Annotated in this window: 10 protein-coding genes; 4 read left to right on the top strand and 6 right to left on the bottom strand. The window is 63.9% G+C overall.

The genetic code is table 11. The annotated features are described in order from the left end of the window. Together accD and F2P47_RS00765 are read left to right on the top strand one after the other, a co-directional pair. Positions 1-897 carry an acetyl-CoA carboxylase, carboxyltransferase subunit beta gene (gene accD, locus F2P47_RS00770; protein WP_152214252.1) on the top strand — a complete coding sequence of 299 codons (897 nt, stop codon included), beginning with the start codon at positions 1-3 and terminating at the stop codon, positions 895-897. 11 nt (positions 898-908) lie between these two features. Then, entirely contained in the window at positions 909-2,234 is a 1,326-nt protein-coding gene (locus F2P47_RS00765; RefSeq protein WP_152214251.1) for a bifunctional folylpolyglutamate synthase/dihydrofolate synthase, read from the top strand. Between the two features lie 54 nt (positions 2,235-2,288). Here F2P47_RS00765 and trxA read toward each other — a convergent pair whose 3' ends face one another. The 6 genes from trxA to tsaE all read right to left on the bottom strand — a co-directional run bounded on the left by trxA (position 2,289) and on the right by tsaE (position 11,522). Beyond that, entirely contained in the window at positions 2,289-2,609 is a 321-nt protein-coding gene (gene trxA / locus F2P47_RS00760) for a thioredoxin TrxA (protein ID WP_152214458.1), read from the bottom strand. 116 nt (positions 2,610-2,725) lie between these two features. Continuing rightward, on the bottom strand, positions 2,726-6,193 hold the full coding sequence (gene addA / locus F2P47_RS00755; RefSeq protein ID WP_152214250.1) for a double-strand break repair helicase AddA: 3,468 nt from the start codon (positions 6,191-6,193) through the stop codon (positions 2,726-2,728). Further along, positions 6,190-9,198 (bottom strand): double-strand break repair protein AddB, encoded by a 3,009-nt coding sequence (gene addB / locus F2P47_RS00750; protein ID WP_152214249.1) that lies wholly within the window; start codon positions 9,196-9,198, stop codon positions 6,190-6,192. The genes addA and addB overlap by 4 nt, the downstream gene beginning before the upstream one ends. A gap of 41 nt (positions 9,199-9,239) precedes the next feature. Next, positions 9,240-9,950, bottom strand: coding sequence for a nucleotidyltransferase family protein (locus F2P47_RS00745; protein WP_152214248.1), 711 nt, complete (start codon positions 9,948-9,950; stop codon positions 9,240-9,242). Positions 9,951-9,963: 13 nt separating this feature from the next. Then, complete coding sequence (locus F2P47_RS00740) at positions 9,964-11,046, bottom strand: aminoglycoside phosphotransferase family protein (RefSeq protein ID WP_152214247.1); 1,083 nt, start codon at positions 11,044-11,046, stop codon at positions 9,964-9,966. Beyond that, positions 11,043-11,522 (bottom strand): tRNA (adenosine(37)-N6)-threonylcarbamoyltransferase complex ATPase subunit type 1 TsaE, encoded by a 480-nt coding sequence (tsaE, locus tag F2P47_RS00735; RefSeq protein ID WP_204886461.1) that lies wholly within the window; start codon positions 11,520-11,522, stop codon positions 11,043-11,045. Before tsaE ends, F2P47_RS00740 begins: the two co-directional genes overlap by 4 nt. Positions 11,523-11,836: 314 nt before the next feature. On the opposite strand from tsaE, the gene F2P47_RS00730 reads away from it, so the two are divergent. Next, positions 11,837-13,075 (top strand): NAD(P)/FAD-dependent oxidoreductase, encoded by a 1,239-nt coding sequence (locus F2P47_RS00730; protein ID WP_246176667.1) that lies wholly within the window; start codon positions 11,837-11,839, stop codon positions 13,073-13,075. Between the two features lie 53 nt (positions 13,076-13,128). After that, on the top strand, positions 13,129-13,449 hold the full coding sequence (locus F2P47_RS00725) for a 2Fe-2S iron-sulfur cluster-binding protein (RefSeq protein ID WP_152214244.1): 321 nt from the start codon (positions 13,129-13,131) through the stop codon (positions 13,447-13,449).

Below are 13,449 nucleotides of genomic sequence, written 5' to 3'. Positions count from 1 at the left end.
ATGAACTGGATCACGAACGTCGTCCGCCCGCGCATCCAGCGCGTCTTCAAGAAGAAGGACACGCCGGATAATCTCTGGCGCAAGTGCCCCGCCTGCAACGAGATGATCTTCCATCGCGATCTGGAAGCGGCGCTGAATGTCTGCCCGCATTGCGACCATCACATGCGTCTCGGCACGGCGGCGCGGCTTGCCTCGCTTTTCGACGATGGCCAGTACCAGACGGTGACCGTCGCTGGCGTACCGCTCGATCCGCTGAAGTTCCGCGACCAGAAGAAATATCCCGACCGCCTCAAGGAAGCCCGCTCCAAGACCGGACGCGACGAAGCGATCACCGTCGCTCACGGCCCGCTCGACGGCGTCGAGACAATAATCTCCATTCAGGATTTCGCCTTCATGGGCGGCTCGCTCGGCATGGCCGCTGGCGAAGCGATCATCAAGAGCGCGGAAATCGCGATCGAGAAGAAGGCGCCCTTCATCCTTTTCACTGCCGCCGGCGGCGCCCGCATGCAGGAAGGCATTCTCTCCCTCATGCAGATGCCGCGTACTACGGTCGCCGTCGAAATGCTGCGCGAGGCAGGCATTCCCTACATCGTCGTCCTCACCGATCCGACGACGGGTGGCGTACTCGCCTCCTACGCGATGCTCGGCGACATCCAGATCTCCGAGCCTGGCGCACTGATCGGTTTCTCCGGCCGCCGCGTCATCGAACAGACGATCCGCGAAAAATTGCCGGACGATTTCCAGAAGGCCGAGTTCCAGCTCGACCATGGCATGATCGACATGATCGTGCATCGTCACAAGCTCAAGGACACGCTGGCGCGCACGATCCGCATCCTCATGCACAAGCCGAAGCTCGGCACGCCGTCGACGCTGCCCGCGCGGACGGCCTCGCGCTGACGAGCGAACCCTTGAGTTCCGAGCCCACAGCAGAGGCGAGCGACATCATTCTCGAACGGGTGACGAAGCTTCATTCGAAGCTCATCGACCTGTCGCTCGACCGCACTTTTCGGTTGCTCGCCGCGCTCGGCCATCCCGAGCGAGCGCTGCCACCGACCTTCCATATCGCTGGCACCAACGGCAAGGGCTCGACCTCGGCCTATCTGCGCGCCTGTCTCGAAGCAGGCGGCTATGGCGTCCACTCCTACACCTCGCCGCATCTCGTGCGCTTCCATGAGCGCATCAGACTTGCGGGCCGCCCGAAAAGCGCGCCCATCAACGAGGCTGAACTTGTCGACCTTCTCGACGAATGCGAGCGCGTGAATGGTGGCGAACCCATCACCTTCTTTGAGATCACGACCTGCATGGCCTTCCTCGCCTTCGCGCGGCACAGGGCCGATGCGCTGATCCTCGAAGTCGGTATGGGCGGTAAGCTCGATACCACCAATGTCGTGGACCATCCCGCCGTCACCATCATCACGCCGGTCGATCTCGACCATCAGCAATTTCTCGGCGAGACGATCGACCTCATCGCGCGGGAGAAGGCCGGCATATTGAAGCGCGGCGTTCCCGCCGTGATCGGACCGCAGACCGACGAAGGCCGAGCCGCCATTGAAGAAGAGGCCGCGCGGATCGGCGCGCCGCTTTTCATTCACGGACAGGATTTCAGCGCACATGAGGAACAGGGCCATCTCGTCTATCAGGATGAGCATGGGCTTCTCGACCTGCCGCTGCCGCGCCTTCCCGGCCGCCACCAGATCGACAATGCGGGCGTCGCCATCTGTGCGCTCAGGCTGGCGACGATGCTGCCGCTCGGCGAGGACGCCATTGCGCGAGGGCTTCGCGAGGTCGAATGGCCGGCGCGCCTCCAACGCCTGACGCGCGGACCGCTGGTCGCGGCGCTGCCACCCCACGCGGAACTCTGGCTCGACGGCGGGCACAATCCTTCGGCCGGCCGCGTCGTCGCCCACGCCATGGCGGATTTCGCGCAGGGCAACCCGCGTCCGCTCATCATGATCGTTGGCATGAAAGAGACGAAGGATGCAGGCGGCTTCCTCGCGCCCTTCAAGGGGCTCGTCTCGCATGTCGAGACGGTGGCAATCCCCGACGATCCTGCCTGCCTCTCGCCTGAAACATTGGTCGAAGCGGCTCGTCGCGCAGGCCTCGACGCCTCGTCGGCGCCCACCATCGAAGAAGCGCTGAAGCGAGGCCTTGCCCGCGCGGGCGCCGAACCGCCGCGCATCCTCATCTGCGGATCGCTTTATCTCGCAGGTGCTGTGCTCAAAGATAATGGGTGAACAACAAAAAGGCCGGTCTCTCGACCGGCCTTTTGAATTCGTCTCGGACAGGTCTCAGAGAGCGCCGTCGATCCATTCGACGATTTTGCCCTTGGGCAGCGCGCCGACTTTCGTCGCCGCAACCTGACCGTCCTTGAAGATCATCATGGTCGGAACGCCGCGTACGCCATACTTCGTCGGCGTGTTGGGGTTCTCGTCGATGTCGATCTTCGCAACGCGGAGCTTGCCGCCATATTCCTTGGCGATCTCTTCAAGCGCCGGAGCGATCTGCTTGCAGGGGCCACACCAGGTGGCCCAGAAATCGACCAGAACCGGGCCGTCGGCATCCAGTACGTCCGACTCGAATGTGGCGTCGGTGACCTTGCTCGTTGACATCGTCATTCCTTTCCTGCGGGCCGCGACCCCTCTGCGGGGCCGTGCAGCCCGCCCCATCATGCGGGAGCTTTATAAGGGCTCAGTTGCATTGAATCTAGGAACCGCCCCACCCAAGGTCAAGGCACGGAATGGCCGCGCCTTTCCTGTGCAATCGGGGCGTTCAGGGCCTCATCCAGCAAATCTCCGGGAAGGGGCATCAGCCGCGGCCCATCGGTCCACAGAAGGGCGCAGACGATCTCGCGGCCCGGATAGACCTGCGCGAGCACAGCGCGATAGGCCGCCATCTGGGCGACGTAGGCAGGGCTCACATCGGCCACCTCATGGGCGGAGGGACGATTCGTCTTGTAGTCGATCACAGTGACTCGATCCTCGCTCACGCAGAGCCGGTCGATCTGGCCTGAAATGAGCGTCGTTCTGCCCGCGAATTCGATGCGCCCGACGATCGCGACCTCGGCGCGTCCCGCCGGCCCGAAAATATCGGCAAAGGCAGGCTCGTCGAGCACAGTGAAAACGGCCTCCGCGATTTCCGCCTGCGCATCGGCGTCGAGCGCATGGGCGGGATTGGCAAGGAACCTGCGCGCCGCTTCGGTGCGCCCGGAGGCCAGAATGCCGGGCAGCGTTTGCAGCAGGCGGTGAATGAGACGTCCGCGCTGATAGCGCACGCTTGTATCGCCCGCGAGCGGTGACAGCGCGGGCGGCTCGACGAGATTTTCGGGGGGCAGGCGCGATGGTGCAAGCGGACGCGACGGCGTCGGCTCGGAAGGCGCCTTTTCGCGCATCCAGTCTTTCAGCGCGGGCAGCGCGGTCGTGGCAACATGCGCGGCAGATTCGGGCTCGCGCCTCTGCTCGCCCTCGATGCGCCAGACCGTGCGGCCATCGGCGAGTTCGATCTCCTGCGCATCGGGCTTCAAGGCGGCAGCGATGAGATTGTACCAACACTCGGGCGAGGGCTCCGCCTCGCCGCGATAGCCGCAGACATAGAGCCGGTCGCGGGCGCGCGTCATCGCGACATAAAGAAGGCGGCGATATTCCTCCGCCTGCGCTTTCCTGTGCGCCTCCCGGGCAAGCGCGGAGAGTTCGTCCTCGTCCTTCTTGCGCACCGGCCAGAGAAGAAGCTGCGGCTCGGTGGGCAGCGCAAGCAGCGCCGGATCGTGCTGCGCATTTGGAAGCGCGCAGGTATCCGGCATGAAAACGATTTCGGCCTCGAGGCCCTTTGCGCCATGAACCGTCATCACGCGCACTTCGTCGCGCCCCTGCTCCATGTCGCGCTTGATTTCCGCGCCACCACGCTCGACCCAATGGAGGAAGCCCTGAAGTGTGGGCGCGTGCCGGCGCTCGAACTCGAGCGCAAGCGCAAGGAACTCGTCTATCGGATCGTTGGCGTCGGGGCCCAGTCGCGCGAGCAGTTTGCGTCTGCCTTCGCCCGCGCCGAGAAGTTCGGCATAAAACTCGTAAGGCGGTGCGAAGTCCGCGCGTGACCGGATATGCGCAAGGGCGGCATGGGCAGCGCCGAAGCACATGTGCTCACCCTCATGTTCTTCCAGCGCGTCCCAGAGCTTGCCCTTTCGGTTCCAGGCAAGCTGAAAAAGCTCTTCTTCCGAAAGGCCGACGAGCGGGCTCTTCAACAGCGTTGCAAGATTGAGATCGTCTTCCGGCAGAAGCGCAAAGGCGCCCGCGGCCATGAGGTCCATGACCGCGATCTGCTCGGTGAGCACCATACGGTCGGCGCCCGCGACGGGAATGCCGGCCTCCTTCAGGTGCCGCACCATTTCCGAGACAAAGGCATTGCGGCGGCGGACGAGGATCAGAATATCGCCGGGACGGATGGGACGACCACGCGCAACGAGCGGCTCCTGCGTGTCGAGCCATGTCTTGATCGTGGTGGCGATGCGGCGCGCGAGCTTCGCGGCAGGCGCCGTCTCCGTCATATAGTCGAGCGGCGCATCCCATGCGCTTTGCTCATCCTGCTCGTCAGGCGCTTCGAGGTCCCAAATCTCGACGAGGCCTGCATCGAGCTCGCGATGAGCGATATGCGTATCGACAACGCCCGAAACGCTGAGGCCAGCGCTCGCGGCAGCCATCGCAAAAACTCTGTCCACGGCGGCGAGCACTTCCGGCACGGAGCGGAAGGAACGCACCAGCGGAATGGCCGACCATTTCATTTCGGCCTGCCTCACGCGGCGCTCGAAATGCCGCCGCATGGCATCGAACCGCGCCGGATCAGCGCCTTGAAAGGAAAATATCGACTGCTTCTCGTCACCCACGGCGAAGATGGTTCTCACCACGTCGCGTGAACTGGAGCCGGACACGAATTCTTCCGCCAGCGCCGAAATCACATCCCATTGCTCGGGGCTCGTATCCTGCGCCTCGTCGACGAGAATGTGATCGATACCGCCATCGAGCTTGAAGAGTACCCATGCCGCCATGCTGCTTTCGACAAGGAGCTTTCTCGCGCGGTCGATGAGGTCGTCATAGTCGAGCAGGGCGCGGAAACGCTTCACGCGCTCGAAGTCGGTGAGGATCGCGTCGGCCAGATGGAAGATCGCTTCCGTCGCCTGCGCCACGCCGACGGCGCGAAGACGCACGACAAGCGCGAGAATGCGTCCCTGCTCGCGGGTAAGCGCCTCGGCAAGCGCGGGGTTTGATTCCGCAGGCTTCTTCGTGATGAGCGTCTTGCGGGGAGCATCTTCCTTGGTGAGGAAGACCAGCTTGTAGGCATCGAGATTGTCGAGACGCGACACCGGATCGGCGAGAAAAGCATGGAGCGCCGCAGCACGTTCCATGTCGGTCTTGGAGCCGGTTGCGAGAAGATTGGCCGCCGCACACATGTCCTCTTCAGGCAGATCGACGATCTGGGCAGAAAGGCTCTCGACCGTTTCACCCTCGCCGACCTGAAGCGCCAGACGGATCGCGCGGATCGCACCATCGAGACCGCCGAACTGCTTCAGCAGCTTTTCGAAGAGATCGCGACGCTGCGTGATTTCCTTCAGCAGCTTGCCGAAGACGAGCTCGTCGACGCGCTCGACCACCAGCGTCAATGCGCGACCGAGGGGCGTGTCCGGCGCGGCGCCCGCACGGCGAAGCACACCGTCGCGCACATCATCCATCAACTCATCGGCGCCGCGCTCGTCGAGAATTTCGAAATTCGGCGGCACGCCCGCTTCAAGCGGAAAGCGACCAAGCAGCCTTTCGCAAAAGGCGTGGATCGTCTGGATCTTCAACCCGCCCGGCGTTTCGATGGCACGTGCGAAGAGACGCCGGGCCAGATCGATTTTTGCCTTCGAGGGCGGCGGGCCCTCCAACTGCGCGATCTCGTGCGACAGCTTCTCGTCCGAAAGCATCGCCCAGTCGCCGAGGCGCTTGTAGAGGCGGCTCGACATTTCGGCGGCGGCGGCTTTGGTAAAGGTGAGGCAGAGAATGCGTCCCGGCTCGCTGCCCGCGAGCAATAGCCGCGCCACGCGCGTCGTCAGCGCATGTGTCTTGCCTGAGCCCGCATTTGCCGAAACCCAGACAGAGGATTCAGGGTCGGAAGCCCGCATCTGTGCTTCGTCGGCAGCTGGGCGCTTCTTCGTTTCGCCGGTCATTCGCCGCCCCCCGCAGACGACCACTCCTTCACGCGGGCGAGATGATCATAGTCGCCATAGGTTGCCTCGAACATGGGGCGCGGGCGCGAGAGATACGGCGTCGCCTCATCTTCATAGCTTGCTAGCAGCGCGACGAGATTGGCATAGGTCTCGTCCACCAGCCCTTCGGGTGCGATGGCCCGTGTCTCGCCTGCTTTCTCGCCGCCCGTAAGGCGCAGATAGAGAAGCGCCGAAGCCGTGGCCTTGCCAATCTCCGCGAAGCCTCCCCGCGCGGCCATCGCCGCTTCAAGCGGAAGCTGCGGCGAGAGCCCCACCTCCACCTGACGCAGCGAGGGCATTCCGCCGGTCTTGTAGTCGATGATCGCGACCGTACCGTCCTTGCGCTCATCGATACGGTCCGCCTTGCCGACCAACCTTATGACGCGGCCGAGTTCCACGATCTCGATGCTACCCTTCAGCTCTGCATGAACACGCTTCACATCGACGCGAAGCTTGTCCTCATAGTCGACAATCCACGCCGCAATGCGCTTGAAGCGCGGCCACCAGAAGGCGGCGACGCCCGGCCGGTCCAGTGCATGGGCGAAAGTCTCACGGCCAATGCGGACGAGTTCGTCGAGCGCATTCGCCGGAAGTCCCTGCGGATAGGCGCGAGCGAAGTTTTCGAGCGCCGAATGAATGATGTTGCCGCGCTCTGCCGCCGCAACATCCGCATCGATCGGCTCAAGCGGACGGAGGTTCAGCACCTTCTTCGCGTAGATCGCGTAGGGATCGCGGATCAGCGTTTCGATTTCGGTGACGGAGAAGCCGTCCGGCCGCGCGGCAAGCGGCGGCGTCGGATGCGGCTTCTCGACAGGCGCGATGTCGCCTGCCTCGTCGAGCTTCTGCGCCCAGCCCGACCAGTTAGGCGCGTCGAGCGCGTCAGCGCGACCGAGCCCGGAAAGAAGGCTCTGCAGCCGGAGAAGCCAGCGCGAGGCGACGGTCGGCGCACCTTCTACTTTCAGCGCGCGGGTGAGAACAACTTCCGCCGCGCTCGCGCCTTCCGCAAAGTCATGCGCGGAAAGGCCGATATGACGCTCCGGCGGCTCAAGGCCAAGCGCCGCTCGCATGGGCCGGTTGAGCCAGGGATCGATATTCGCTTCCGCAGGCCATGTGCCTTCATTGAGGCTGCCGAGGATGATGCGGTCGGCATGCTGCAACCGCGCTTCGAGCGGGCCCCAGATGAAGAGGCGCGGATGACGGCCGAAGCGCGGACGCAGCGCGCGCGTCATGCCGAGTTCGAAAAACAAACGCGCATAGGTTTCGAGGTCGCAAGCGCCGAGCGTAGGCGCTGCCTCTATCAGATCGGCGACGAAGCTAGAGGCGGCGTCGCCTTCTTCCTTTGCCCATAGTTCGGACGCGCGATCCTCGCCGCGCGAGGCCAGCGCCTCCGCAGCCGCGACATGCACCCGCGCGACATGCTCGACGGGGGCTTCGCGTCCATTGAGATCGAGCAGCGGGCGCAGCGCTTCCTCAAGTCGGTCAAGCAAAGAATCGAGGCCGGCGAAATCCTTCACCGGCGCTTCGCGCGCCTCCGCAGCCGCGCGCTTTTCCACAAGCGCAGCGCGAAGCCCGGCAAGGCCCGGCGCAGGGCGAGGGCCGCGCAGCACCAGATGCTCAAGACGCCGCACCTCGTCGCGCAGACGCGCCGTATGCCCGAGGCCCGCCAGCGGATGCTTCAGCGCGGCGAGAAGAGCGAGCGGCGCGAAATCTTCCGCCACCATTTCGGCGACAAGACGCAGATAGATCATGGGCGGTGTATGGGCGAGCGGTTCACCGCCTGAATCGTCGATCTCGATGCCCCAGCGGCGAAGCTCGGCGGCAACGCGGCGGCCCAACGCGCGATCTGGCGTAATGAGCGCCGCCGTCTTCCCCGGCGTCCCCAATGTCTCGCGCATCAGCAGCGCGATTGCGCCCGCCTCCTCGCGCTGCGTCGGCGCAGTAACGAGCGACAGCCCCTCAAGAGCCGCATCGGCCTCGGGTTTCAACAGGTCGAGGCGTGAGCGCCAGAGAGAGGTCGTGTCAGCGGGACGCAGCGCTTCCGAGAGAAGCCGCACACGCGCGCGGCGTGCGGGGGCCGCTTCCATGCCCGGCCAGAGCGCGACATCGTCCCGCTCGGCGCGGAGATGCATGAGCAGCTTCTTCAGGCCGTATTGCGGATGGGACTCTGTGCCTTTGGCCCCGATGGCATTCCAGCTTTCGGCATCGAGTTCCGTGTCGAGCCCCGGCAGCACGACCGCGCCTGCGGCAGACCGCGAGATGACGGCGAGAAGATCGGCGGCAGCCGGTATCGAACCCGTCGAGCCGGCCGCGATGACGGGCTTCGTGGGCGGCGTTTGCGTCCAGGCGGCGGCCTGACTTTCGAGAAGCGCGTTGCGCCGTGCCGTGCCCTCCATGAGGCCGAGTTTCGCAAGCTCCTCCGGCCAACGCTCGGTCAGCAGCTTCAGGAACTCGATGGTGATCTGCCAGTACTCGGCGAATTCCTCCGGCACCAGCTGCGCGAGCGACGTCAGCGCCACGCGCTCCGTCAGCGCCATATCGAGGAAACGACCAAGATCGGCGGCGAGCGCCAGCGCCCTTGTAAGGTCGGCGCCTTCCTCCGTCTCGTCGAGATCGAGGATCAAACGGGCAAGGCGGAACTGACGCTCCAGCGCGGCGATTTCGGGCGGCAGAGCCAGCGATGCCGAGGGCTGCGAGGTCACATCGAGGACGAGTTCATCCTCATCTACATCGCCCAGCGGGCGCATGATGGGAAGAAGCAGGGCGCGCCCGCTGCCCACTCTCAAAAAGGCGTCGGAAAGGGCGCGGACCGCGCGCCGCGTCGGCAAGAGAATTGTGATGTCGGGCAATTCCACGCCCGCCCCGAAGCACCCGCCGAGCGTCGGATCGGCGAGCAGCGTCCCGGCCAGCGCGTCGAGGAAGGGCGTGCCGGAAGGAATGGTGAAAAGGCGCGGCGAATCGTGAGCCATGAGGCAGTCTAACCCTGCCCGAGGCCCATACCGAACAGGACTTAAAGGTCGCGAATGAAGGCTTCCGCCGAGGCGAGGTCCTCAGGCGTGCCGACATGCATCCAGATACCGGACATGCGCTGGCCGTAGAGCCTGCCCCCCTCCATCAGCCGGTCCCAGATGAGGTTGGTGGAGAATGCGCCTTCCGGCCCCTCGGCAAAGAGCTGCGGCTTGATGATCTGCACGCCCGCGAACATGTAGGGCACGGTTTCGGAAGCCCCGCGCCGCGTCAGGCGGCCGAGCGAATCCATATGGAAATCGCCGCGCCCGACATAGCCGATGGTGCGGGCGGCATCCGCGATCATGAGATAGGCGTCCATGCTCTCGGGATCGAACCCTTCGATCAGGTTCGCCAGATTAGCTCCCCAGCCCTCGACCCAGACGCTGTCCGAGTTGAAGGTAATGATGGGCTCCTCACCCAGAAGATGCAGCGCGTGCTTCGCGCCGCCGCCCGTGTCGAGCAGGCGCTCGCGCTCGTCGGAAATGACAATGTGCGGAAAGCCGCGCTTTGCAAGATGGGTCTCAAGCTTGTCGGCGAAGTGATGGACATTGACGATCACCTCCTCGATGCCGGCCTTTTCCAGCCGGTCGAGGACATGGTCGATAAGCGCTTCGCCCATGAAGGGAACGAGGGGCTTCGGCAGCGTGTCGGTGAGCGGGCGCATGCGCGTGCCCTTGCCCGCCGCCATCACCATTGCGCGTTTGATCTTCATCAAGGCAACTCTATCAGGACTTCACGAACAGATGCGTCTCGACCCAGGAAGCGAGCGGCGCGAGCGCCGGGTGGGCGAGGTTGCGTTTCAGATAATCCATGGTGCGCGGCATATGCGCCATATATTGCGGCTTGCCGTCGCGCTTGAGCAGACGCGGCCAGAGCCCAATGAGACGCAGTGCGCGCTCCGCGCCAAGCGCGGCATAACTCGCGCGGAATTCCGCCTCATCGAAATCCGAAAGATCTGACGAGGCGCGGGTGACGTAATAGTCGAGCATGGCCCGTTCCCGCGCTTCAGGCACGTCGCGCCGCGCGTCCTGCAGGAAGGACACGACGTCATAGGCGCGCGAGCCGATGAGCGCATCCTGAAAGTCGATGAGTCCGATCCGCGCCACGCCCTGCCTTTGCCCAAGCCAGATGATGTTCGGCGAATGAAAGTCGCGCAGGAAGAGCGTCGGCTTTCCGGCGTCGATGAGCGGGCGAAGGCCCGTCCACATGGCGTGATATTCGGCACGAAGATCGGCAGATGCCTCGCGGCCCAGCTCCACCGGGAAATACCAGTCGAGCGGCACGTCGAGTTCCGCCCGGAAGACGCCATCGTCGAAAGCAGGGACAATATGATCCGCGCCTTGCCCAAGCGGTAGCCTCGCTGGCGCGTCTGCGGCCTGCAGCGCGATCAACGTATCGATGCAGGCGCGATAGATCTCGTCGAGCGATTCGCCTGCCGGGCCCTCGCCCCTGTCGAGAATGCCGCCGAGAACGGCATCGCCCAGATCTTCGAGAAGGAGAAGCCCGGCGTCGATATCGCGGGCGAGAATCTCCGGCGCGGCGAGACCTAATCCGCGGAGATAATCGTCCACGGCGACGAAGGGGCCGCAATCGACAGCGAGATGCGCGACCTCGCTGTAGGAACGCTTGCCGGAGGGTAGCGGCACTTCCGCCGCGCGCGGCCAGTCCATCAGCACGGCCTTGCCCTTCGGCCCTTCGAGGCGCTCATAGCGCCGCGTGGAGGCGTCGCCGGCCAGCGGCCCACGCCGCGCATCGTCCCAGCCCGCCTCGCTCAGAAAGACGTGGATCAATTCCTCGCGCGTTTTCATTCGTCCTTTAGTCCCGCCAAGGGATCATGCAACTCTCGAAGTCGCGCGGCCCATTGCCCGTGGCCCGTCAGATGGGCCTCGCGCGCTCCGCCTTCTCCCACGAGACGAATGGAAATGTCGAGACGGTCTTGCGGAAGACGGCCCAGCCGGTCGGGCCATTCGACCAGCAGCGCGCCTTCGTCCAGCGCGTCGCCGAGGCCCAGTTCAGCAGCGTCTTCCGGCCGGTCGAGACGATAGAGATCGACATGGGTGATGAGAAGGTCCGGTGCCTCATAGGTCTGGACCAGAGTGAAAGTCGGACTCGGCACCTCTTCCTGCCAATCACCGAGCCGCGCCCGAACGGCAGCGCGGGCGAGCGCAGTCTTACCCGCGCCAAGATCGCCCGAAAGCGAAACGAAGTCGCCTGGTTGCAGAAGGGCGCCAAGGCGCGCACCCAGACGCTCGGTCGCCGCCTCGTCGGGCAGCGGAATCGACAATTCGTTTTCGGCTGAGGGTGCTGACATTTTGCGAACATAGGGCCGAACGGGACCGCCATAGGAGAAAAAACGGCCTGATTTGTCAATTTGACGCCCCGGCGCGATGTCGCATCCGGCAATATTCGGAATATAGAAGTTGACGCTACCGTCATTTTTATGGCGGAGTGTTGCCTCAGAAAAAGATGCTCTCACAGCCCGCTGGCAACCGCGGCATCCTGACCCGTCTTTGGGACAGTGACGCGCAGGCGGCGCCTCTGTAAAAGGCGATGAACAGCCTGACAGGCAGGGACTTGAAGAGAGCGGGAGGAGCGGACGTGAGTACGAGCGGAACCAACGGAATCGTCATCATCGGCGCCGGACAGGCGGCCTCACAGGCTGTCATGTCGCTGCGGTCGGAGGGCTATGAAGGGCCGATCCGCATGATCGGCGACGAGGCCGAGCCTCCCTATCAGCGCCCTCCTCTTTCGAAGAAATTTCTTGCCGGTGAAATCGGCTTCGACCGCGTGGAGCTGAAACCCGTCGAGTTCTATGCGAATGCCGGTTGCGAACTCCTGCTTTCGACCCGCGTTGCCGCGATCGAGCGGGCGAAGAAGGTTGTGCTGACGAGCGACGGGCGCGAAATCGCTTACGACAAGCTCATCATCGCGACAGGCAGCCGCGTGCGCGAGATCAACGTGCCCGGCTTCGACCTCGAAGGTGTGTACTACCTCCGCTCCGTCGCGGACGTTCACGAAATCCAGAAGAACTTCAAGCCGGGCGCGAAAATGGTCGTCGTCGGTGGCGGCTATATCGGTCTCGAAGTGGCAGCCGTCGCGAAGAAACACGACATCTCGGTCACCGTGCTCGAAACCGCCGAACGCGTCATGGCGCGCGTCGTCGATCCCATCGTCTCGCATTTCTACGAGCGCATTCATCGCGAGGAAGGCGTCATCATCCGCACCGGCGTGACGGTGGCGGGCTTCGAGGGCGAAGGCGGACGCATCACTCATGTCGTCTCGGGTGAAGGTGAGAGCTTTCCCTGCACCTTCGTCGTGGTTGGCATCGGCATCATTCCGAACACGGAACTTGCGCAGGACGCAGGCGTCACGGTCGAGAATGGCATCGTCGTCGACGAGATGACGCGGACGAGCGATCCTGACATCTACGCGGCTGGCGACTGCACCAACCATCCGAACGGCGTATATGGCCGCAGGCTCCGGCTCGAAAGCGTTCACAACGCCATTGAGCAGGGAAAGACCGCGGCGGCAGCCATCACCGGCAAGGACAAGCCTTATAATCAGGTGCCGTGGTTCTGGTCGGATCAGTACGATCTGAAGCTCCAGATCGCCGGGCTTTCGACGGGCTATACGGAAGCCGTCACGCGCGGCAATCCGGCCGAGGGCCGCAGCTTCGCGGTCTTCTATCTGAAGGACGGCGTTCTCATCGCCGTCGATGCGGTCAACCGCGCGCCCGAATTCATGATGGCGCGGCAGCTCATCGCCAAGCAGGCGAAGCTCGACCCGAAGCGGCTGGCCGACGAAAGCATTTCCATGAAGGAAGTAGCGAACGCCTGATAAGGCGTCGTCAAGACAAGATTGTTGAATAGGTGAGGAGGCGTTCGGAGAGAATGGCGAAAGTTACTTATGTCGAGCACAACGGCAAAGAGCACACAATCGATGTGGCGGAAGGCCTGACGCTCATGGAAGGCGCGGTCAAGAACATGGTGCCGGGCATCGATGCCGATTGCGGCGGCGCCTGCGCCTGCGCGACCTGCATGATCTATGTGCCGGAAGAGTGGCTGGCCAAGATCCCGGGCAAGGAAGACATGGAAGAGACGATGCTCGATTTCTGCGAGCACACTCAGGCTAATTCCCGCCTCTCCTGCCAGATCAAGGTGACGCCGGAGCTCGACGGCATCCGCGTGTCGCTGCCCGAGTCGCAGCACTGA

The sequence above is a fragment of the Parvibaculum sedimenti genome, from assembly GCF_009184905.1.
GTDB classification, from domain to species: Bacteria; Pseudomonadota; Alphaproteobacteria; order Parvibaculales; family Parvibaculaceae; genus Parvibaculum; species Parvibaculum sedimenti.
The sequence above is the reverse complement of the archived record's forward strand: the minus strand, read 5'-3'. Positions and strand labels throughout refer to the sequence as shown.